The following is a 22,054-nucleotide window of genomic DNA, read 5'->3' as shown; positions in this document are numbered from 1 at the left end:
TATTAATTTCTTGATTAATAGACTAAATGATGTTATAAATTACACGCATTAGGGGTGCTCTAGAAAAGCTGAGAGTACATAAAGTACAACCCTTTGAACCTGATATTGTTAAAGCAAGCGTAGGAAAATGTATGTATATAAATATTGAAGAATGCTTCGGCTTCATTGCGTTAATTGCATCTCTAATTGGATTATCACCTCAAGTATATAAAGCATATATCACTAAAGTTACTCGTGATGTATCGATGTTAATGTTAGTAAACTATCTTATTTGTTCATTGTCTTGGATTGGCTATGGTCTTTACCAGAGCTCAATTTTTGTGGTGCTTAGCAATATTGCTGGATTAGTGATTAGCATAATATCAATTATTCAAAAATGTTACTACGATGCAAAACCTGCACCATGATCATGTGCTGCACTGCAGTACACAACAACAATATCGTTCTATTGTAGTGCTAAATGGAAAAATACCGAGCTCATCGTTTTTTAAACGAGATATACCTATTATTGCTGTAGATGGAGGAGCAAACAAGCTTCTATCAATTGGCGTAAAACCTGATCTTGTAGTAGGAGATTTGGATAGCGTAAATCTGGATTTACGTGCTAATTTGAATACGATATATCTACCTGATCAAGATTATTGCGACTTTTCTAAAGCAATGGCTCACTTAAAAACAGTAAAGTTATTGCCATCAATAGTAACGGGTATTACTGGAGGAGCAATTGATCACATACTACAGAATATTAACATTTTTCTAAGAACCTGTTTAAAATCTCGGAGAGATGAGGTAAAATAGTGGTAGATTAAGAATGAGGTATATCTATGCGTAAAAATTATCCAAGTGATATGAGTCGAGAGCAATTTGAAAAAATCAGACCAATACTAGAGAGTAGCAGGAAGAAAACGAGACCAAGAAAACTTGATTTGTATGATGTATTTCGTACAGTGTTATACGTCCTAAAAAGTGGTTGCCAGTGGAGAATGTTGCCAAAAGATTTTCCAAGGTGGGAAAGCGTATATTACTATTTTCAAATGTGGAATAAAAAGAATGGAGAAGAACCAAGTTTGTTGGAATTAGTTTTAAAAAAAATTGGTTGGAGAGATCCGTATCAACAATGGTCGGAAAGAGAAAACTAGCTTCTGTATAATTGATGCTCAAAGTGTTAAAAACACAGATACTGCTGAAAAAAAGGGCTATGATGCAGGTAAAAAGATTTCAGGCATAAAGCGTCATATTGCAGTTGATACTCAAGGTCTACCACATGCAATTTATGTAACAACAGCAGAAGTAACTGATCGTAGTAGCGCTGTAAGAATGGTTGAAAATGCTAAAGATACCCTTTCTGAAGTCAAAAATATATTGGTTGATGCAGGCTACACAGGAAAAATTTTTGCAACCCAAATAAAAGATATTATTGGTGCAACTGTTGAGGTAATAAAGCGCAGTGAATTACATTCTTTTGTTGTATTGCCAAAGAGATGGGTTGTTGAGCGTTCTTTTGCTTGGTTAGAAAAGTGTAGACGGCTATGGAAAAATTGCGAACGTAAACTCAATACCAGCTTGCAAATGATTGTCCTTTCCTTCATTTCTCTCCTATTACGAAGATTTTAAACAGGTTCTAAGTACGGGCAGTATCTTTTACACACCTTCACCTCCCATGGTAGGTTACACTTTACAAAAAGGTATTACCCATTTTTTTTCTTTGCCAAAAAATACTAAAATATCTTTACTTGGTATACCGAGAGCTCAAATATCAACTAAAGGATTAAAATGGGAACTGCACCTTAGTAATCTTGCTTTTCCGGGAAAAAATTCTTGCTTTAATCGAAGTTTAGGCAATAAGGTATCCGTAGAAGTACACAGTGGTATATGTCTAGCAATGATTTATTTAGAGACAGTAGATGATGCTGCAAGACATCATGTGCGTCAAGTTAAGAAGTAAATAGACTTCTTGCATAACCCAAACTAAGTAGAAAAAAGGTATCATCCAAGTAGCTGACACTGGTTCCTTTATGACGTGTCATTCCAGTTTCAGCTACTTGAATGACAGCAGTCCTACGTCATACCGCCGCGGTATCTCTTAGCCGCTAAGAACCTGTTTAAAATCTTCGTAATAGGAGAGAAATGAAGGAAAGGACAATCATTTGCAAGCTGGTATTGAGTTTACGTTCGCAATTTTTCCATAGCCGTCTACACTTTTCTAACCAAGCAAAAGAACGCTCAACAACCCATCTCTTTGGCAATACAACAAAAGAATGTAATTCACTGCGCTTTATTACCTCAACAGTTGCACCAATAATATCTTTTATTTGGGTTGCAAAAATTTTTCCTGTGTAGCCTGCATCAACCAATATATTTTTGACTTCAGAAAGGGTATCTTTAGCATTTTCAACCATTCTTACAGCGCTACTACGATCAGTTACTTCTGCTGTTGTTACATAAATTGCATGTGGTAGACCTTGAGTATCAACTGCAATATGACGCTTTATGCCTGAAATCTTTTTACCTGCATCATAGCCCTTTTTTTCAGCAGTATCTGTGTTTTTAACACTTTGAGCATCAATTATACAGAAGCTAGTTTTCTCTTTCCGACCATTGTTGATACGGATCTCTCCAACCAATTTTTTTTAAAACTAATTCCAACAAACTTGGTTCTTCTCCATTCTTTTTATTCCACATTTGAAAATAGTAATATACGCTTTCCCACCTTGGAAAATCTTTTGGCAACATTCTCCACTGGCAACCACTTTTTAGGACGTATAACACTGTACGAAATACATCATACAAATCAAGTTTTCTTGGTCTCGTTTTCTTCCTGCTACTCTCTAGTATTGGTCTGATTTTTTCAAATTGCTCTCGACTTATATCACTTGGATAATTTTTACGCATAGATATACCTCATTCTTAATCTACCACTATTTTACCTCATCTCTCCGAGATTTTAAACAGGTTCTAAGACAAACAGTCGGGTTTATAAAAGGGTATTTGTAACAAATAGGAAGAGATTTGGCAGTTATCAGCTATTCACAAGCATCAAGAAGGTTTAAGAAACTTAATATTAAGATAAATGATTGCAGAATTGATAAAAATAATATGGAAGATATCGAAATTGCTATAGACAGTACAGGAATTAGTATATACAACAACACTCCTGGTCACAGTAAGGAAAATAGCACTGACAGAAAATATCGTGGCTATGAGCAAACGAGAAAATTGCACGTAATGTTGAATATAAACAACAAAAAAGCCATAGCTGTAAAATACAGTAACGGTGTCTACTCTGATCACTATGGAGCTTGTGATTTGCTAAAAGAAGTTGATTTTCAGCATGCCATAAAAGCACTATATGCAGATAGAGCATGTGATAGGCACAAGTTTTATAAGTTGTGTAACGAATATGATATAAAGACAAAAATTCCACCAATAAACAATGCGGCAGAACATCCAGAAATAGATTATATGTCTGACAGGAATGCTGCTATTAGGTTAATAAAATTATACGGTGAAGATGGCATGAAAGAATGGAAAAAAGAAGTAAATTATGGGAAAAGATCTTATATTGAAGGGTTTTTCTCAAGATTAAAGCAAATATTCGGATTTAGTTTTAGGAATAAATCTGAGATAAATCGAGAAAAAGAACTGCTAATCAAATGCTATTTGCTTAATAAATTCACTGATATTGGTATGGCTAGATTTGAGATAGTTACATGAATTTACCATAAATCACCATCTCATAAAGTGTGATGCAACAAAGCCATGCCAGTGTCACGCACTGGCATGACACCCTCCTTATGGGCCAAAATCACAATGTTCGTACAGTTGTGGATTCATTCGCGGTATCTCGGCATAGATTCCGCTAACAAGTAGCGGAATGACGAATTTGTCGTTTTTCAGATTGTCGTAAGTCAGTTTAGCTATAGCATAATGCTATATTAATAAATAATCTATATAATACTATTAAATATAATAATTAAAATCTAAATTACTTTCTCTATAAAAGGAGAAATTTACCTTAATGAAAATACATATATATTTAATATTGTTTTTATTTTTTTCTTGCACTCAACTATATGCTGACGAGGAAATTGCAAAATTTGATTTACTTATTGGCGAGATAAATGAAGCAAGCTTCACTCTTAAAGGTGCAATAAAGGTTACAGTAGAACCAGGCTGGCACATATATTATAAAGATCCTGGAGATTTTGGCCTTCCCACGTCTATTAGTTACAAAGGTAATGCATCAGATATAAATATTCACTGGCCTATTCCAAAGGAACATAAAGATAAAGTAGGGAGAGAGACGTTTGTAAGTAACGTATATGAGGATATGGTATTATTTCCCTTTAAGATGAATATATTTTTAAATCAAGGGTATATTGACCTTAACTTCCATATAAATTATGCGATATGTAAAGATAGGTGCATCCCTAAAAATGTTGAGATAAAAATCAGGCAACCATTAAAGGATTTTATAGATTCTGATATCAATAAACTTATAAATGAGTGGTATGAAAAATAGAGTTCTCATGGGGTAGGTGTCATTCCAGCGCGTGACACTGGAATCTCATTTACTTTTTTGTTCACTATGTGAGGAACTTGGGCCTACAAGTATATAAACATAATGGTTTCGCATAAAAAATTTAGATCCCAGTGTCACGCACTAACTGTACGAACATTGAGATATAAGAGTAATTTGTACCAAGAAAAAAGATGTCATCCCAGTGCCCAGACACTGGGATCCAGATTGGACACTAAGTTGGTGAGTATAAAAGTAGCTAACCTTATGTTAAAACACAATATTTTTGGTGAGGGGTTGCATTAAAAGCTGGATTCCAGTGGGCTTTGTTGCATAGCAACTGAAAAAATCTGGTGGCTACTGACAAAATTCATTATAAAATAGCCATTTAACCTTGAAAGAAAAAATATGCCACAAAAAATGAGGGTCAGTAACCATAGCGAATATAACAAATTTCTAGAAAAAAGAGGAAATATTTTTCATTATATCAACGAAGCCATAGAAAAGTGGTACGAGAATGGTCCAAAAATACCAGGTGGCAACAATATTTATAGCGATAAAGTTGTAATTTTGGTGCACATAATAACTTGTTTATTTAGAATAGGCCTGAGGCAAACAGTTGGGTTTATAGCAGGATACCTTGAGCAAATTGGGAAAAATTTGCAAGTTATCAGCTATTCACAATCATCAAGAAGGTTTAAGAAACTTAATATTAAGATCAATGATTGCAGAATTGATAAAAATAATATGGAAGATATCGAAATTGCTATAGACAGTACAGGAATTAGTATATACAACAACACTCCTGGTCATAGCAAGGAAAATAGCGAAGATAGAAAGTATCGCAGCTATGAACAGACAAGAAAATTGCATGTAATGTTGAATACAAACAGCAAAAAAGCCATAGCTGTAAAATACAGTAATGGTGTCTACTCTGATCACTATGGAGCTTGTGATTTGCTAAAAGAAGTCGATTTTCAGTATGTCATAAAAGTACTATATGCAGATAGGGCATATGATAGAGAAAAGCTCTATAAGCTGTGTAATCAATATGGTATAAAAACGAAAATTCCTCCGAAAAACAACGCAGCAGAGCATCCAAAATTGGATTATATGCTTGATAGAAATGCCGCTATTCAGTTAATGAAATTACATGGTGAGAATGGTATAAAAAGATGGAAAGAAGAAGTAAATTACGGAAAAAGATCGTATATTGAAGGATTTTTCTCAAGGTTGAAGCGAATATTTGGGTTTAGTTTTAGGAGCAAATCTGAGATTAATCGTGAGAAGGAACTACTTGTTAAATGCTATTTGCTCAATAAGTTCACTGATATTGGTATGGCTAAATTTGAGATAGCTTCATAAATTTATTGTGCGTTACCTACTATCCGAAGAGCGATGCAACAAAGCCATTCCAGTGTCAAGCACTGGAATGACATCGTCTTAACATTGTACCATATTACAATGTTCGTACAGTTATGTGTCACGCTACTTGGATGACAAGAAAAGGTTTCTAGAATGACGGAAACGAAGTCATACATAGAAAATAGGTTAGGTATTTTCAATTTTTGTTGTATACTCAAATAAAAATCTCACTTTTACAGATGGATACAGTAAAGTTTGTTTTATTACTGCCAACAATATTACTCATGCTAGTTGCTGGTGTTTACCTATCGATTAAACTAAAATGGCTACAGGTATTTAGATTACCATACGCCCTTTCACTCCTTGGAGCTAAAAAAGGAGAAAATAAATTTTCTTCTATAGCCGCTCTGTTTACAATTTTAGGGGGAAATTTAGGAGTAGGAAATATTTCAGGAACTGCTGTTGCTCTAAAAACCGGAGGACCGGGCTCTATTTTGTGGATGGCGATAATTATTGTTATCACTTCTGTGATAAAATATGTCACTTGTTATCTAAGTATAAAAACCAGAAAGGAAAAGAACGGACGGTTTATAGGTGGCCCTGTAGCCTACATGGCTGATGCATTTAACTCTAGAAAAGCTACAATTGTGTTTCTAGTTGTTATGATAATGGTTTCAATAACAGTTGGTAACCTTGTTCAGGTAAATTCTCTATCAATACCACTTAACATGATAGATGTGCCTGTAGTCATTGGTGGCATTGTAATGGCCATAATATTTTTTGTTGTTGCAGCTCTCAGCTTAAAAAAAATTAAAATTTTTATATCGGCTATGATACCGATAATGACGGTAAGTTACCTCACACTTTGCGGTATCATATTATTTAAATTTAGTGAAAATATTCTTCCTTCTCTAAAACTAATAACAAGCAGTTTTTTTACAACTAGTAGCTTTAACTCTGGTTTATCTCTAGGTTTGATTTTAGAAATGTTGACTATTATTCAAGTTGGAACTTTGCGAGGTATTTTTGCAACAGATATAGGGCTTGGCCTTGAAGGAATCGTACATTCTTCAATTGTTCCTAAGAAAAATAATAATAAATTTATTATTGAGCAGAGTCTAATTACGATAATATCGCCTTTTATAGTTGCGTTTATAGTGTTTATTACAACAATGGTACTGCTTGTCACAGATTCTTGGGTCACTGATTTAGAGAGCACTAACATGTGCATATTTGCTTTTAGAAAGGCAATGAATTGGCCTTATATTGACTATTTAATTATGGCCATAATGTTTTGTTTTGCTTTTACTACTATTTTTACTTGGTTTTTTTGCTCAAAACAGACAATACGCTATGTGTCTATGGATAATAAATACACTAAAATCTGGATTGTAATTTTTACCATGATCATTCCGCTTGGTGCGATAGGTAAAGTCCGGTTGCTATGGGATGTTGCTGATATCTCGATTGCTGCTTTGTTGTTTATCAACATACTCGCTATACTCAAGCTAACCTCTCAAGATCCAGAAGTGTTTACTATGAGTAGCAGATATTTGAAGTTGCAAAAACAGAGCTATAGCTAAAGCAATTTAGGCTATGCAGCTGTTGTGATATAAGAGTGATTTCCGCCAAGAAGGATGTCATCCCAGTGCCCAGACACTGGGATCCAGGAATCTTGATTGGCACTAAGTTAGTGAGCATAAAAGTAGCTAATCTTATGTTAAAACACAACATTTTTGATGGGGTTCGTGAAAGGCTGGATTCCAGACTGGAATGACAACTTAAATCGTTTGATGTTACCATAAAATAGCTTGTGTCATCACATTAGTAACACAACCTTCCTTAATAAAAATTCAACCAATGCTTGTGATAATTATATTAGCTAGTATTAGCTAGAACTAAAGGCAGAGGGTTATTAGTGAGGGATATATGGGCACTAACGATACACAACAAGAACACATTTATAATGAGCGCATTCAAGAAATTTTTCCTTTATTTGATAAAATAAGAAAGGAAGACGACCCAATTTATAATGCTAGAGTTGATTTTAACACAGTAAAGTTTTTAACAAAACACGCCAACTGGAATTGGGACGAAGAAGAAAACAAAGATAAAGCATATGGAGTTATTCTTCAGAAATGCGACAAGACAAAGACAGCTAGACAAGAGCTTGAAGATAAAGCTAAAGAAGAGTTGAATAAATATATTACTATTGCTAATAACATTAATGATGATGTTAAAGATAAAAAAGTTTCAATATACGGTAATCATGCAAGTATTACACTGGAGGATAACAAGAAAGAGTTCAAAATCAGCGAATTTTTAAACAGTGATTTTTGTCAGAAGAATGGAATCTCGGGGTTTTCAACGTTGCATAGTGATGGAAAGAGCGGAATGCACGGTTTTGTTGCCGAGGAAGGTGAAGGGAAAGAAAAGAGAAAAGTAAGACATTATGTCGTAACCGATGGTTCATATGAAATGACGCTAAATTGGTATGTGAATGGGGAAAAGTGTACTATCAAAATCAATATTGATAAAGATGGTGTAGAACTTATTGAAGGTAATGGCGTTACTGAAGATCAGCTAAAAGCAAATAAAGACGTAAAAATAGGTGGTTTATTCTTGCATGAAATAGAATTCAGGGAAAAAGGAAAAGTGAATGAGGTGCAACATAATAAAGACAGTAACGAGCTATCATCTGAAACTACAACAAGAATTGATGTTAATAGAGATGTTAGCGTTCAAGCTACTGATATAACTCGAAAAAAAGAAGATCACCATTCACATTTTGGACCACAATCTAACAGCAGAAGGCAGTCTTACGATAGCGGAATTGGAAAAGATTTTGACGATAAAATTAATTCTCAGGAGGCTAAAGAAAAGCGTGAGCTTAGACAAGCAGCACGAGAAGCAAATTCGGGAGGTCAAGTTTATAACCTACAATCGCTTTTTGAGGAGAATCCTCAGAACAAAAAAACTCCTCCGCCACTTCCACCTAGAACTAGTTCACTACCACCTAAAAAAGGTGTTTTCGATGAGCAAGGGGGAGCCAAATCTGGAAGCCAAAAACCAGATGACTTGCGCGAAAATGAGCAAACACCTAATAATCAGCAAAAAGGTGCAACTTCTGATTCTTCAGATAGTTCTACTTTCACCAAGTCTGTAAGCCACAATCAAGATAATAGGCAAGAAGATGAACGGTATGACAATCCTACATTTGGACATGCTGTACCTGGAAGCCAAAAACCAGATAGAAGTGAGCAAACACCTAATGATCAGCAACAACCTAAAACCCAGCAACAAGAAGGAAATAGCAAAGGCGATCTGTTACAAGACATCAGAAATTTCAAGAAAAACAACTTACGGCACATTGATGTTGATGATAGAAAAGCATCAATTGCAGGAAGTAGAAAAAATAACCCATCACCGTTAGAGACATTAAAGGACAGAATTCCTTATTCATCTTCTCCAGATAACAGTGATAACCAAGATGCTAGTGATGCTAAGTGGAAAGAAAGTGAACAGCCGCTCTCTGCTACAGCACTCAATAATAAAAGTGACTCGGGCTATTCATCTCCAACTCATGACAATAATGAACAATCTCAAGTAAATCCTGAACAGTTAAAGAAGAGCTTAGAGAACATTGAACAAAGTGATCAAACTCCACCTGAAAATCTTCTTAAAGAAATCAGAGATAGATCACAGCAGGATAATAGAGGATTAAGGCAAGTTGATCCTACTGATAAACTGTCACAAGATAAAGAAGATGGATTGCAAAAAGACGATTTAGCAGATGTAAAAATAGTGGAAGGTCCAACTGTTAGTGTCTCTGCTTCAACACCAAATAGTATAAGTGATTCAGGCTATATATCTCCAACTAATAGTGATAGTAAATCTCAAACAGATTTAAAACAGGTAGGAAGGAAATTAGAAGAACATATTAGACAAAGTAATCTAACTCTATTTGAAGAACTTAAAAATACATTAGGTCAAGAAAATCTCGGGTTAAAACCAGCTGATCAGAGTCAGATTAGCGAAGAAACTAAAAAACGCTTGAGAGAAGTTGGGTTGCTAAAAGACAGCTCAACAGACATAAAAGCAAACGATTCGGGCTATTCATCTCCAACTCATGACAATAATGAACAATCTCAAGTAAATCCTGAACAGTTAAAGAAGAGCTTAGAAAACATTGAACCAAAAGAAATCGGAGATACGAGTGAGTTAAAAGGAGCATTGGGAAACCCGGATAAAGGGTTAAGAGAACCGGCACAACAGGCTACTAAAGAAAATATTCCTAAAGATTCATTCTCAGAAAACATTTTAGAAAAGATAGGAGAAGGTAAACAATATGACCCTATACGTAAGTGGTTAGAAAAAACAGTGGCAGAACGAGAAAATAATGACACTAATCCAACTGTAGATAAAAATAGCGAACTATATAAATTACTAGAGAAAGATGAAGCACAACTGAAAGCTGGAGTAATAGAAGAAGAAAGAGGAGATACTTTAACAGAACACACTGATGGTTATGATCGCAATAGAATTGCATTAGCTAACAGAAATAAAAGACCACTAGATTGGGCTAAACAGGTTGCTGAGTCACAACAAAAAAAAGATACTAATAAAGGTATTTCAATATAAATTGAAGTTAAAATAATTGCTTAGCAAACAATAGGTTTCATGTAATGGTAACCCTATAACGGAAGAGTAGGAGCCGCGTAAGAACAATACGAACACTCCAGCTAAGCCTTGTATATTGCATCCCCCCGCCCTATTTTTCCACTCTTCTGATGCTAAATAATACTTAATTTCTTGTTCACTGAGACGTTTAAATTTCACTATTGTAACCACAGTCCTGATATGTTGTTTAGATTGATCGGGAGTTAATAGACATACACTGGTGTATACTCTATGCCTTCTTCCTGATAACAAGCGGATACATTTTTCTGCTTGCTCAACGTTTTCAGCTTTGAGCAATATCCTTCTACCACAAGCAACAACTGTATCAACACCAAGCACAAAGTAATTTGGATTTGAGCTTTGTATTTTCTCCGCTTTACTTTTTGCCATACGGATTGAGTAATCCTTCGGAAGTTCCTTTTTTAAAGGGGCTTCATCTATATCTGCTGGCAAAATTAAACCTGGCTCAATGTTTATTTGTTTTAGTAAAGCTATACGCCTTTTCGATGATGAAGCAAGAATAAGATTATTTAGAGATCGTTCTGTCACTTGTACCTTTAAGCCTTCTAATGATCCTACCCTTTCTCGCATTCCTATCGTAAATGCTCATCTCAACTAACACCCTATCCCCTATAATGATGCGTATTTTACTTCTTCTCACTTTCCCTGATACATGACAGATAATCTCATGTTCATTGTCCAGTTTCACTCTAAATTCTGCTGCAGGTAGTAAAGCAGTTACTGCCCCTTCCACTTCAAAAATTGTTTTCGATTTCTCGTCTTTTATCATATGTTATATTATAATTTAATAATCTTTTTTAGTCTACTATAGATTTTAAATTATTATCAACACAAAAGACCTTTTGCGCCCCACTTAAGTTGCAACTTAACCCCAACCATCTTCACAATGATACCCTACCTACGTTTCTACTCTCTGCCACCTTCTCAATAGAACTTATAGGACTTATGTTGAAAGATAAATCATTATCACAATTTTCTTCATCGCTATCAAGTCCACTATCAACGCTTAAAGATCTGAGTAATGTTGTCTTCTCTCTCAGTGGAACATAAGACTCATTATCAACGCTTGAAGATTTGGATAACCTTTTCTTCTGTCGTGGAGCATTACCAGACTCATTAGAAATTTCTCCCGTTAATTGATTGTTGAAGCTCCTTTGTTCATCAGCACGAATTTTTTCTTCCAGTCCATCAAGCATTCCTACCAATTCATCACCCCATTCATTTTCTTCTTCTAATAATTGTTTACACTTTTCTTTCTCACGCTCTAGCTCGTTTCTTAACTCTTCGACTTTATCTTCATCTTTAGTGAGTTCAAGTGTAAGCACCTTATCTCCTGGAAATTCCTCGTACTCGTTTTCTAGTTCTTCAATGTTGAGTTTTAGTCTCTCTTCTCCAAGTGTATCTTGTAAATCGCTATCCTGCCTATCTGATTCTTTAATCTTTTGCTCAATTTCTACTTGTACCTTATATTCCTGATCTAATTCTCTTAGCTGATCTTTCAAGCGCTCTTTCTGCTGGCGTCGTTCAACCATTATCTGTTCCGCATCTTCTCGTGCTTGATTTAGCTCTTTTTCCAAATTCTTCTTTCCTGCATTAACAATTTTCAGCTCTTCCTTTAGCTTTCTTTTTTCTTCATATACACCTTTAAGTTCTTGTGCTTTCCCTTGTAGCTCTTTTAACACACCTGCTAATTCTTCATTTTTTTGTGCCAGTTCAGTTTGCAATTCCGTGTTTTTTTGCTCCTCTTTTTCAAACTTGTCTTGTAAATCGCTATTCTGCTTCTCTAACTTTACAATTGTTTGATTAGCTTCTGCTTGGGTTGTTTCTAGTTTCTCCTGTAGTCGCTGATTTTCTTGTATTAATTCATGGTGCTTTTTATTTATCACTTGCAACCCTGCTTCTATTTCTTGCTTCAATTCAACAGCTTCTTTTTTCAAATTTGACATTTCTTGCTTCAATTCAACGTTTTTTTCGGACAGCATCTGATTATTTAAAATCAATTCATCCATTTGTTGTGAAGCAACTTCTGTCTGAGTTCCAGTGTGCTGTAAATTGACTTCCGTTTGAGTTTCGATTTGTTGTGAAGCAACTTCTGTTTGAGTTTCAGTGTGCTGTAAATTGACTTCCGTTTGAGTTTCGATTTGTTGTGAAGCAACTTCTGTTTGAGTTGATGCATTGCTATTAATAGAAGGAGGAAGGCTATTGTCAGCATCAACTTTAGGGTCTAATTCCCCCTCTGGTTCCTTGCGATAGGCCACTATAGATTCATTTTGAAAATTGTTATTAGCAGTAGGCACAACATCAGCAGCCTTACCCTTTTCTAGTACAGCATCATATAAGGAGAGACTTTGAATATATAATTCATCATTTTGCTTTATCAATTCTAAGAACCTGTTTAAAATCTCGGAGAGATGAGGTAAAATAGTGGTAGATTAAGAATGAGGTATATCTATGCGTAAAAATTATCCAAGTGATATAAGTCGAGAGCAATTTGAAAAAATCAGACCAATACTAGAGAGTAGCAGGAAGAAAACGAGACCAAGAAAACTTGATTTGTATGATGTATTTCGTACAGTGTTATACGTCCTAAAAAGTGGTTGCCAGTGGAGAATGTTGCCAAAAGATTTTCCAAGGTGGGAAAGCGTATATTACTATTTTCAAATGTGGAATAAAAAGAATGGAGAAGAACCAAGTTTGTTGGAATTAGTTTTAAAAAAAATTGGTTGGAGAGATCCGTATCAACAATGGTCGGAAAGAGAAAACTAGCTTCTGTATAATTGATGCTCAAAGTGTTAAAAACACAGATACTGCTGAAAAAAAGGGCTATGATGCAGGTAAAAAGATTTCAGGCATAAAGCGTCATATTGCAGTTGATACTCAAGGTCTACCACATGCAATTTATGTAACAACAGCAGAAGTAACTGATCGTAGTAGCGCTGTAAGAATGGTTGAAAATGCTAAAGATACCCTTTCTGAAGTCAAAAATATATTGGTTGATGCAGGCTACACAGGAAAAATTTTTGCAACCCAAATAAAAGATATTATTGGTGCAACTGTTGAGGTAATAAAGCGCAGTGAATTACATTCTTTTGTTGTATTGCCAAAGAGATGGGTTGTTGAGCGTTCTTTTGCTTGGTTAGAAAAGTGTAGACGGCTATGGAAAAATTGCGAACGTAAACTCAATACCAGCTTGCAAATGATTGTCCTTTCCTTCATTTCTCTCCTATTACGAAGATTTTAAACAGGTTCTAAGATCTCCTCCGATGAAACAAAATCTTCACCATTAAATTTTAGTACTTCAGTTATGCGACCGCTACTCACATTCATAATCATGGTACAAATTGAAACATTCCCGAACTCATCCTTTATAGGCCAAGTGCTTGTCATTTCATAACATGTGCCTTCTTTAAATTCATAATATCTTTTCTTATCTTCTTGATAAGCGTATATTTCATGTTTTTTATTGCAATAGATATTCAATTTTTTAATATCTTTCTCTTGCTGTAAAATGTCACTAATTCTTGTTGGCTCACTTTTATTGTAATTAATAAGGTTAACATTCAAAACTCTATGAGCATTATCAGTTTCTGTGTAATAAGCTTGAAGCTCTACGTCTTTCCTCTCAAAATATTTACTTGCAGTTTTTTTTCCCTGCTCTGCCAACTCTATGCATTTATCTATATCTTCCTTAAAGCTCTTATTAGCAGACTCTGTTACTGCTTTATCTATGTACGTTTGTTTAAAATCTCTATCGTTTATTAGGTCATAAAAACTCCACCCATCCCCAAAAGCCCCCTGCACGTAAGTGAAATTCTTTTTTTCCTTTAGTTCTCTTAAGAACCACACCTTTTCTTTCAGATTTTTCAGTTGAAAGCTTATCCTTGCCTTTACACTAGAGTTTTTGGCAGGAATATTCATTTCTTCTAATTCTTTAAATAATTTATTATCTTTTATAATTGAGTAGCAAAACTTTACAATAGCAGAATTTGCAAACAAAGGATCTTTTTTTATACCTTCATCAAGAATTTCTTTAAAATGTGCAAATTGAGGTAGAACATAAAAATCGATTATTTCTTTTTCTGATCCCGTTTTATTAGCATAAGAGATATCACCTAATTGTGAATATAACTCTTTCAATGTATGGTAGATAAGCGTAGAGTAATAAACTTCCCTATTCAGTGAAGTTGGTCCAATACACTTTTCAAGTTGATCACCTGTTTTTCCTGCCTCTGCTGTTTTTTCTTCTTTAGCCAAACTTCCAATCATAATACACCTCCTTAACTATATTTATATTATACCAATTAACATATATTAAAAGAAATCAAACTGTATAACCTCGTCCTACACTAACTTTTATGATTACTTAATTGTGTAAAAATAACTGCAAGTGTTAAACTTGAGCTTTTATTTTTCATTATACATTTCTTACTACATGTTTATACTGCTGTCTTGCATAATAGACTATTCGAAGTTACACAAGTATTTTTTTTATTAGATAAGAGTTAGTAAGAGCCTGTTCATAATTTTTTCAGAAGTAAGGCAGTGAAAGCCAGAACTACCATTTGTAGGCTAGTATTGAGTTTTCGCTCACAATTTTTCCACAATCTTCTACATTTTTCTAACCAAGCAAAAGATCGCTCCACAACCCATCTTTTGGGCAATACAACAAAGGAACGTAATTCATTTCTTTTGATCACTTCAACGGTTGCACCAATAATCGTTTTTATTTGAGTTACAAAATTCTCTCCAGTATAGCCTGCATCAACCAGTACATTTTTAACTCCCGAGAGATTTTCTTTTGCATTTTCGACCATTCTCACAGCACTGCTACGGTCAGTTATCTCTGCTGTTGTTGTATAAATTGCATGCTTGCGTATCTACTGCAATACGGCCCTGAAATCTTCTTGCCTGCATCATAGCTTCAGCAGTATCTGCATTTTTTATACTCTGTGCATCAATTATGCAGAAGCTTTTCCGACCATTGTTTTGTCGCAATTATTTTTTTTTAATACCAGCTCCAGAACACTTTCTTTATTTGCATCTGGTTTTTCACTCCACTTCTTAAAATAGTCGTAACAATTGCGCCATTTTGGGAACTCTTTTGATACCATTCTCCACTGGCAACCACTTTTTAACACGTATAACACTCCACAAAATACATCATGTAAATCAAGTGTTCTTGGTTTTGTCTTCTTTCTGCAAGATTCCAGATCTGCTACAATAATCTCAAACTTTTCTCGACTTATGTCACTTGGTTATAAACTTCGCATATCCTACTTTATATACTTTATCCTCTCACTTTATCTCTTTTTTGAGATTACGTACAGGCTCTAAGATACAAAGACGTTTTCAGAAATCTTTAAGCTTAATAACATCCTCTCTCTTTGGACTAGTTGAGATTAGATGAATTGGTACACCTATTAATTTTTCTAACCTGTCTATATATTTTATTAAATTGATAGGCAATGCTTTAATCGACCTTTTACCTTGAGTGTTTTCTTTCCAGCCAGGAAACTCTTCATATATTGGCTCTAATTCCCCTTGTATTGAATGCGATGCGGGTAAATAATCATACATTTTTCCGCTATACTTGTAACCAGTGCATATTTTAATTGTATCAAAAGAATTAAGCACATCTAATTTGGTTAATACAATGCTTGAAACTCCAGAGAGTTGCACGGCCTGGCGCACTAAAACTGCATCGAACCATCCGCAACGCCTTCTTCTATTGCTCACTGTTCCAAGTTCCTTACCTATAGTAAACAAGCTATCTCCTACTTCATTTTTCTGCTCAGTAGGAAATGGGCCATTGCCCACTCTTGTTGTATAAGCTTTTACCACACCAATAATGTAAGCATTGGAGGATAACCCTGAGCCTGTTATTGCTTGCGATGCTACAGTATTACTTGAAGTAACAAAAGGGTAAGTTCCGTGGTCGATATCTAAAAATGCGCCTTGGGCACCTTCAAATATTATTTTCTTACCTTCTTTCATCAAGTCATTTAATATCTTCCACACAGGTTTTTTATATGAAAGAATTTTTTCTGAAATCTCTTGAATTTCCTTTAATATTTCTTCTTTTTTAACTACCTGGTAGTTAAGGCCTTTCCTGATAGCATTGTGGTAATTCAAAAGAGTATCCAATCTTTTATTGAGCTCATCTGCGTTTTCTAAGTCACAAAGGCGTATAGCTCTCCTCCCAACTTTATCTTCATAACATGGTCCTATCCCTTTATTTGTTGTACCAATTTTGTGATTTCCATTTAAATCTTCAAATAGCTTTTCCTTGTCCTTATGTACGCTAAGTATTAATGGACAGCTCTCAGATACCATCAAGTTGTTATAGTTTACGTCTACTCCTTTAACTTTCAATGACTCTATTTCTGAGATTAGAGCGTGTGAATCAAGAGCAACGCCATTTCCTATGATAGATATTTTGCCTGGCCTCAAAACAGCAGAGGGCAGTAAATTTAATTTATAAACCTCATCATCTACTACTATAGTGTGCCCTGCATTATTTCCTCCCTGAAATCTCACAACTACATCTGCATTCTCAGAAAGATAATCTACTATTTTACCCTTGCCTTCGTCACCCCATTGCAGACCAACAATTACAATGTTATTCATCATTATTTTCTAGATTAATACATAAATATTAATGCAGTACGCTACAAATGGAAAGAGAAATCTACGCCTTTCCTACACCTCTTAAATAAAGAGTTTCCAAGCCAGATAAAACATTTTTCCTATAGAATTGCAAGAATGGTTTCCCTACGTCATACCGCGATTCATTCGCGGTATCTCAGCATAGATTCCGCTAACGAGTAGCGGAATGACGAATTTGTTGTTTTTCAAATTGTAGATAAACCCAAGCCACTTTAGCTATAGAATTGCAAGACTATCTAATACCGCACACTAATTTCTCTCTTTATCTTATATAAATTAATTAAGTAAAGCGAATACAGTATCCACACTACTAAAAAAAATGTGGCACAAAACATAAACATTACAATGAGTGGCAACAGCAAAGAACCTTCTATTGCTACTCCACCTCTTCTCAAAATGCTTGCAGGCTGATGAAGAGTAGACCATAAATTCACAGAAAATTTTACTATGGGAATATTTATAGCACTAAAAATGGCAAATACTGCTGCTGATTTTTCTGCCCTCGCTTCATTATCAAAAGCGCTCCACAATGAAAGGTAGCCAACATATAGGAAAAATAAAATCAGCATTGAAGTAAGCCTTGCATCCCATACCCACCAAGTGCCCCAGGTTCCTTTTCCCCAGATGCTGCCTGTGATTAAACATATTGCCGAAAAGACTGTCCCTGCAGGAGCAGCAGCATGTGCCAAGACACTAGCAATGCTATTGTTCCACACCAATGAAATGAAACTGAGTGATGCAATTAATCCATATATTCCAAGAGCAAGCCATGCAGAAGGCACATGAAGATACATAATTCGTACAATTTCTCCTTGTTTATAATCTTCTGGGGAGAAGAATAACGCCAAAGACATTCCAATTAAAAAACATGCGAAACAAATCACCCCAAGCCAAGGTAGAGCTTTCTTAGAAAAATAAGAGAAATTTGTAGGCTTTAATAAAAACATTCATTTTGAGAATAATTGTGTTAAGAATTTACCAATTAGTTTGAGTTTTATCAACAGGATAGTTTTTCTATATTTACGTAGGTCAACAAATTAGCATAATTTCAGTAGCAGATTGCTAGCTATTATTTTTAGTATATGACCCTTAAAAAGCTTAATCTACACTTAGTATCAGATTCAAGTGGTGAAACTGTTATATCAGTTGCAAAATCAGCTCTGAAACACTTTCGTTCTGTAGAAACGATCGAATATGTTTGGTCTTTTGTAAAAGGAGAAGAGCAGATTGACAAAATTCTGGAGGAAATTAATAGGAAAAGTGATGAGCATAATTTTGTTATATGCACTATTACTGATGATGAGCTAAGAAAATATCTAAAAGATAACTGTATAAAGTTGAAAATTCCCTATAGAGCAATATTATCACATATTATTAGAGAAATTTCGTCTTATCTTGAAATTGAAAAAGACGAAAAGCTTGACTTGCATACTGAGATAAATAACGAATATTTTCAGCGCATTGAGGCAATAAACTACACTATTAATCATGATGATGGACAAAATATTCAAGATATTGATAAAGCAGATATAATTTTGGTTGGAGTTTCACGTACATCAAAATCTCCCACCAGTACGTATTTAGCTTACCGAGGCTATAAGGTTGCAAATATTCCTTTTGTTAGTGGGGTACCCTTTTATGTCGACTTGGCAAAATTAAAAAATAAACTGACAATAGGGGTAACAATAGACGTAAGTAGGCTAATAGAAATACGCAAAAATAGACTTACTTCAATTAACAACGAAGATAATAATATATATGCTAACCCTGAGAAAGTAGAAAAGGAAATTAAAGAAGCAGAGGAGCTCTTTAAACAGAATAACTGGCCAATTATCGATGTCACGCAAAAGTCGATCGAAGAAGTATCAGCAACAATTATACAATATTTTAATAAAATGTTATCAATTGACTAACTCTTGATAAGTGATTATAATGTAAAGTAATTTAATTCTTACTATAGATATGAAAGTCAAAGGGTCGCTAAAATCTCATCGTAACAGAGATAAAAATTGTAAAGTTGTGAAAAGGGGTGGTAAGATTTACATTATAAATAAGGTAAAGCCAAGGTGTAAAGCGCGTCAAGGTTCTTAGCTTTTTGTTCACCTTTTCATGTTATATATTTTTTATATGTGAAAGTACGGTGCTTATATCTAAAAAGAAGCAAAAATTACTGTGTTTAAGCGCAGCCTTACTCATTTCTTCTCTTACATTATATTTCAGCATTAGCACAATTACAGGTAAACGTGGCTTATTGACGTTAATAGATTTAAAAAAAGAAATTGAGTACAATAAACTTTTGCTAAAGGATGTCTCTTCTGAAAAGGAAAAGTTGGACAACAAAGTATTTGGCTTATATGAAAAAAGCTTAGATTTAGATCTGCTTGATGAGCAAGCAAAAAATGCTTTAGGTTATGTGAACCCTAATGAACTTATGGTTGTTCTTGACGTGGAATAGCAGTAGTGACCTTACCCAGAAAAAGTGGAGAGAAAGAAAAGAGTTTTTTTGGGTAAAATAAAATTTTGGAGGATTAGAAATGGTAAGAGAATATACGGCAGAATTCAAATTGGAAGCTGTTAAACTGGCAAATGAACAAAGAAAGGCAGGTCAAACAATTACAAAAATAGCAAAGGATTTAGGAATAAAGGGTGGTTTATTAGGAAAATGGATAAAGAAACACAACGAAAAAAAGTCGGCAGCAGATGCATTTCCAGGTAGAGGTAACATGGCTCCTTACGACAAAGAGAGGTTTGATTTACAAAGCAAGAGTAACAAGGGAAAGAGACATTTTAAAAAAAGCCCTGGCCAGTCAAAAAGAGTAAAATATTTTTTTATATAGTAACTGCTATAAAGTACAGGAATTATGTAGGATTTTCTGCTAGTGGCTACTATAAGTGGACTACAAGGAAAATAAGCAGTAGAGAATCAGCAAATAAAGAGTTATTAGCAGATATTCAAAAAATATATCAAGCTTCTAAATGTAGATATGGAGCTCCTAAAATTCATGCTGAATTAAAGGCTTTGGGTAAAAGTTGCAACTTAAAAACAGTGCAAAGTATTATGCAGAAAAATGGTATTCAGGCTATATTGAGAAGAAAATTTAAAATTAAGAAACAACAAACAGATAATAGAGCTGTAGCTCCCAATATACTAGATCAAAACTTTATTGTTGATCAACCAAATAAAGTATGGGATTACTTACATCAAAACCAAGGAGGGATGGCTATATTTGGCAGCAATAATTCTCACGTATGGTAGTTAATGAGTAGTGCAATAAATAAACAATTGGTTATGAACTCTTTATTAATGGCCATTAATAGGCGTAAACCTGTTAAAAATCTACTGCTGCACAGTGACCAAGGTTCACAATATACTTTGCAAGGTTATCAATATCTCTTATCCATAAAAAACATAGATGAATCATAAAGGTTGTTGTTACGACAATTCTGTTGTGGAAAGCTTCTTCAGTTCTCTAAAAAGGGAGTTACCAATAGACACCTCTCGGCACTCTAAACAGCATATCAAAACTGCTATATTTGAATATATAGAAATTTTTTATAACAAACAACGTCACTATTAACTATTGCATTCCAGAACAATTTGATGCATCATTCTTTTTGTAAAAAACATTCCACACTTTCTCTCCACTTTTTCTGGGTAAGGTCAAAGGATCTTATGTCTTAAACCTTATCACCAGGCTTAACAAATAGGTGGCCCAATACTATTAACTTTATGGGTTTATCTTCGTTATTTGCTACTATCCAAACCCCATCGCTCTCATGATCAACAATTTCTATTGGTGCAAATACTACATAATTATTGTCATCAACAATCTTTATTCCAAGAGCACCCTCGTCACTTAAGCTCAGGGCTGAAGAAGGAACTTTATATGCAAATCTTTCGCCTGAAGGTAGCCTTACGTTGGCAGTTAGTCCCTGCAAGGATATCATTTTATTATTAGTTACCTTTACTTCTACCCTATAAGACCCAGTTTTAGGCTCAGCAATTTTACTAATAAAACTTACTTCACCTGCCAATTCTTTTCCGTCCAGCAAATTAATTTGAGCTGTGCTGCCTAGCTCTATTTTATTTACTTCATTTTCCGAAACGTATAACACTACAAGAATTTGATCGAAATTAACCACGTCAGCTATTTTTTGCCCAGCATTAACAAAATCCCCTTCGTTTGCATTGATTTTATCAATATAACCATCTATAGGAGATGTGACTGCAGTATTTTCTAAATCCAATTCTAGCCTTTTTAGGTCAGCTTTTGCACTTTGTAACGCAGTAAAAGCTGCTTCTACTTGTATTTGTGCCCCATAGCCTTTTTTATTCAGTTTGTGAGAGGAATCATACTCAATTTCACGCTGCTTTAATAAAGCTTTGGCTTTCTGAGCTTGCTCAATCCTGTCATAATCTTCTATCTTTAACACTACATCATCTCTTTTTACCTTTTCACCATCAGGTAAATAAATAGCAATAATCTTACCACTTATTTTTGAGACAAGGCTAGCTCTATGTAAGGGATTTACTGTACCAGAAAAATTTAAATATATAGTGCGGTTTTGCGGCGCACATTCTTGAGTTTTTACTGAAAAGCTACTAGTTGCATTATCGCTATGAACCGCCTGATCTTTTTTTAAAAATGCACTGCTGATAAAAAACAGTAGAATAAAAGCAATACTGGAAATGATGATTACTTTGTTTCTCACCTTTAAACAATAGAATTTGTTGACCAATCTTGTTAGAAACAACTGCATAAATTTTCGAATCAGAAATGTAAGTATAATACATGTACCATT

The 22,054-nt window shown here is 34.6% G+C and carries 25 protein-coding genes, 1 pseudogene and 1 riboswitch; of the genes and pseudogenes, 17 read left to right on the top strand and 9 right to left on the bottom strand.

What is annotated here, in order from left to right:
* Positions 1 to 40: 40 nt before the first annotated feature.
* Positions 41 to 143, top strand: a riboswitch (TPP riboswitch).
* The 4 genes from AAGD72_RS04325 (at position 132) to AAGD72_RS04310 (ending at position 1,945) form a co-directional block, all read left to right on the top strand.
* Positions 132 to 407: a SemiSWEET family sugar transporter gene (locus AAGD72_RS04325; RefSeq protein WP_006280002.1), complete on the top strand. Its 276-nt coding sequence runs from the start codon at positions 132 to 134 to the stop codon at positions 405 to 407. Its footprint overlaps the riboswitch before it by 12 nt.
* Positions 388 to 798, top strand: coding sequence for a thiamine diphosphokinase (locus tag AAGD72_RS04320; RefSeq protein WP_341814643.1), 411 nt, complete (start codon positions 388 to 390; stop codon positions 796 to 798). The genes AAGD72_RS04325 and AAGD72_RS04320 overlap by 20 nt, the downstream gene beginning before the upstream one ends.
* Before the next feature lie 26 nt (positions 799 to 824).
* A protein-coding gene (locus AAGD72_RS04315; RefSeq protein ID WP_341814566.1) for an IS5 family transposase occupies positions 825 to 1,614 on the top strand; the annotation gives its coding sequence in 2 pieces (ribosomal slippage) (positions 825 to 1,085 and positions 1,087 to 1,614; 789 coding nt in all).
* Between the two features lie 46 nt (positions 1,615 to 1,660).
* Complete coding sequence (locus tag AAGD72_RS04310) at positions 1,661 to 1,945, top strand: hypothetical protein (protein ID WP_341814642.1); 285 nt, start codon at positions 1,661 to 1,663, stop codon at positions 1,943 to 1,945.
* Between the two features lie 157 nt (positions 1,946 to 2,102).
* Here AAGD72_RS04310 and AAGD72_RS04305 read toward each other — a convergent pair.
* Positions 2,103 to 2,892 (bottom strand): IS5 family transposase gene (locus AAGD72_RS04305; protein WP_341814578.1). Its coding sequence is split into 2 segments (ribosomal slippage): positions 2,103 to 2,630 and positions 2,632 to 2,892, totalling 789 coding nucleotides; the frame shifts between segments, so codons are not numbered across the junction.
* A gap of 117 nt (positions 2,893 to 3,009) precedes the next feature.
* On the opposite strand from AAGD72_RS04305, the gene AAGD72_RS04300 reads away from it, so the two are divergent.
* The 5 genes from AAGD72_RS04300 (at position 3,010) to AAGD72_RS04280 (ending at position 10,525) form a co-directional block, all read left to right on the top strand.
* On the top strand, positions 3,010 to 3,714 hold the full coding sequence (locus tag AAGD72_RS04300; protein WP_341814641.1) for a transposase: 705 nt from the start codon (positions 3,010 to 3,012) through the stop codon (positions 3,712 to 3,714).
* A gap of 304 nt (positions 3,715 to 4,018) precedes the next feature.
* Positions 4,019 to 4,522 carry a protein-disulfide reductase DsbD domain-containing protein gene (locus AAGD72_RS04295; RefSeq protein WP_044471194.1) on the top strand — a complete coding sequence of 168 codons (504 nt, stop codon included), beginning with the start codon at positions 4,019 to 4,021 and terminating at the stop codon, positions 4,520 to 4,522.
* Between the two features lie 405 nt (positions 4,523 to 4,927).
* On the top strand, positions 4,928 to 5,884 hold the full coding sequence (locus AAGD72_RS04290) for an IS5 family transposase (protein WP_341814569.1): 957 nt from the start codon (positions 4,928 to 4,930) through the stop codon (positions 5,882 to 5,884).
* A 239-nt stretch (positions 5,885 to 6,123) separates the two neighbouring features.
* Positions 6,124 to 7,467 (top strand): alanine:cation symporter family protein, encoded by a 1,344-nt coding sequence (locus AAGD72_RS04285; protein ID WP_213862762.1) that lies wholly within the window; start codon positions 6,124 to 6,126, stop codon positions 7,465 to 7,467.
* Between the two features lie 346 nt (positions 7,468 to 7,813).
* Positions 7,814 to 10,525, top strand: coding sequence for a hypothetical protein (locus AAGD72_RS04280; RefSeq protein ID WP_341814640.1), 2,712 nt, complete (start codon positions 7,814 to 7,816; stop codon positions 10,523 to 10,525).
* Here AAGD72_RS04280 and AAGD72_RS04275 read toward each other — a convergent pair.
* The 3 genes from AAGD72_RS04275 to AAGD72_RS04265 form a co-directional block, all read right to left on the bottom strand.
* Positions 10,517 to 11,113, bottom strand: coding sequence for a Maf family nucleotide pyrophosphatase (locus AAGD72_RS04275; protein WP_007550161.1), 597 nt, complete (start codon positions 11,111 to 11,113; stop codon positions 10,517 to 10,519). The two genes, AAGD72_RS04280 and AAGD72_RS04275, sit on opposite strands and share 9 nt — an antisense overlap.
* The gene (gene infA, locus AAGD72_RS04270; RefSeq protein ID WP_007550159.1) at positions 11,091 to 11,354 is read right to left on the bottom strand and encodes a translation initiation factor IF-1; all 264 of its coding nucleotides are present in this window, start codon (positions 11,352 to 11,354) and stop codon (positions 11,091 to 11,093) included. The genes AAGD72_RS04275 and infA overlap by 23 nt, the downstream gene beginning before the upstream one ends.
* A gap of 112 nt (positions 11,355 to 11,466) precedes the next feature.
* The gene (locus tag AAGD72_RS04265; protein ID WP_341814639.1) at positions 11,467 to 12,966 is read right to left on the bottom strand and encodes a hypothetical protein; all 1,500 of its coding nucleotides are present in this window, start codon (positions 12,964 to 12,966) and stop codon (positions 11,467 to 11,469) included.
* 70 nt (positions 12,967 to 13,036) lie between these two features.
* On the opposite strand from AAGD72_RS04265, the gene AAGD72_RS04260 reads away from it, so the two are divergent.
* Positions 13,037 to 13,826, top strand: a protein-coding gene (locus AAGD72_RS04260; protein ID WP_341814578.1) for an IS5 family transposase whose coding sequence is annotated in 2 segments (ribosomal slippage) — positions 13,037 to 13,297 and positions 13,299 to 13,826 — 789 coding nt in all. Because the reading frame shifts where the segments join, the coding sequence is not laid out codon by codon here.
* Here AAGD72_RS04260 and AAGD72_RS04255 read toward each other — a convergent pair.
* The 4 genes and pseudogenes from AAGD72_RS04255 to ccmC all read right to left on the bottom strand — a co-directional run bounded on the left by AAGD72_RS04255 (position 13,823) and on the right by ccmC (position 18,198).
* The gene (locus AAGD72_RS04255; RefSeq protein ID WP_341814638.1) at positions 13,823 to 14,851 is read right to left on the bottom strand and encodes a hypothetical protein; all 1,029 of its coding nucleotides are present in this window, start codon (positions 14,849 to 14,851) and stop codon (positions 13,823 to 13,825) included. The genes AAGD72_RS04260 and AAGD72_RS04255 overlap by 4 nt on opposite strands.
* 251 nt (positions 14,852 to 15,102) lie before the next feature.
* Positions 15,103 to 15,831 (bottom strand): annotated as a pseudogene (locus AAGD72_RS04250) (IS5 family transposase).
* 103 nt (positions 15,832 to 15,934) lie between these two features.
* Positions 15,935 to 17,212, bottom strand: coding sequence for an adenylosuccinate synthase (locus AAGD72_RS04245; RefSeq protein ID WP_264719322.1), 1,278 nt, complete (start codon positions 17,210 to 17,212; stop codon positions 15,935 to 15,937).
* A gap of 275 nt (positions 17,213 to 17,487) precedes the next feature.
* Entirely contained in the window at positions 17,488 to 18,198 is a 711-nt protein-coding gene (gene ccmC, locus AAGD72_RS04240; RefSeq protein WP_012673161.1) for a heme ABC transporter permease CcmC, read from the bottom strand.
* Positions 18,199 to 18,333: 135 nt separating this feature from the next.
* Here ccmC and AAGD72_RS04235 point away from each other — a divergent pair, with 135 nt between their 5' ends.
* The 7 genes from AAGD72_RS04235 to AAGD72_RS04205 all read left to right on the top strand — a co-directional run bounded on the left by AAGD72_RS04235 (position 18,334) and on the right by AAGD72_RS04205 (position 20,829).
* Positions 18,334 to 19,164: a pyruvate, water dikinase regulatory protein gene (locus AAGD72_RS04235; protein ID WP_006280267.1), complete on the top strand. Its 831-nt coding sequence runs from the start codon at positions 18,334 to 18,336 to the stop codon at positions 19,162 to 19,164.
* 49 nt (positions 19,165 to 19,213) lie between these two features.
* Positions 19,214 to 19,342: a type B 50S ribosomal protein L36 gene (gene ykgO, locus AAGD72_RS04230; RefSeq protein ID WP_006279631.1), complete on the top strand. Its 129-nt coding sequence runs from the start codon at positions 19,214 to 19,216 to the stop codon at positions 19,340 to 19,342.
* 49 nt (positions 19,343 to 19,391) lie between these two features.
* Positions 19,392 to 19,706, top strand: a complete 315-nt coding sequence (locus AAGD72_RS04225; RefSeq protein ID WP_010962526.1) for an FtsB family cell division protein — start codon at positions 19,392 to 19,394, stop codon at positions 19,704 to 19,706.
* A gap of 79 nt (positions 19,707 to 19,785) precedes the next feature.
* Positions 19,786 to 20,088 carry a transposase gene (locus AAGD72_RS04220; RefSeq protein WP_265023254.1) on the top strand — a complete coding sequence of 101 codons (303 nt, stop codon included), beginning with the start codon at positions 19,786 to 19,788 and terminating at the stop codon, positions 20,086 to 20,088.
* Complete coding sequence (locus AAGD72_RS04215) at positions 20,073 to 20,507, top strand: IS3 family transposase (RefSeq protein ID WP_341815129.1); 435 nt, start codon at positions 20,073 to 20,075, stop codon at positions 20,505 to 20,507. The genes AAGD72_RS04220 and AAGD72_RS04215 overlap by 16 nt, the downstream gene beginning before the upstream one ends.
* A gap of 3 nt (positions 20,508 to 20,510) precedes the next feature.
* Entirely contained in the window at positions 20,511 to 20,675 is a 165-nt protein-coding gene (locus tag AAGD72_RS04210) for a hypothetical protein (RefSeq protein WP_153296803.1), read from the top strand.
* Complete coding sequence (locus tag AAGD72_RS04205; protein WP_151807939.1) at positions 20,665 to 20,829, top strand: IS3 family transposase; 165 nt, start codon at positions 20,665 to 20,667, stop codon at positions 20,827 to 20,829. The genes AAGD72_RS04210 and AAGD72_RS04205 overlap by 11 nt, the downstream gene beginning before the upstream one ends.
* A 100-nt stretch (positions 20,830 to 20,929) precedes the next feature.
* On the opposite strand, the gene AAGD72_RS04200 is transcribed toward AAGD72_RS04205, so the two are convergent.
* Positions 20,930 to 22,012 (bottom strand): efflux RND transporter periplasmic adaptor subunit, encoded by a 1,083-nt coding sequence (locus tag AAGD72_RS04200; RefSeq protein WP_213863078.1) that lies wholly within the window; start codon positions 22,010 to 22,012, stop codon positions 20,930 to 20,932.
* Positions 22,013 to 22,054 lie beyond the last annotated feature (42 nt).

This window comes from Wolbachia endosymbiont (group A) of Chalcis sispes (assembly GCF_964026765.1).
Classification (GTDB): domain Bacteria; phylum Pseudomonadota; class Alphaproteobacteria; order Rickettsiales; family Anaplasmataceae; genus Wolbachia; species Wolbachia pipientis.
The sequence above is the reverse complement of the archived record's forward strand: the minus strand, read 5'-3'. Positions and strand labels throughout refer to the sequence as shown.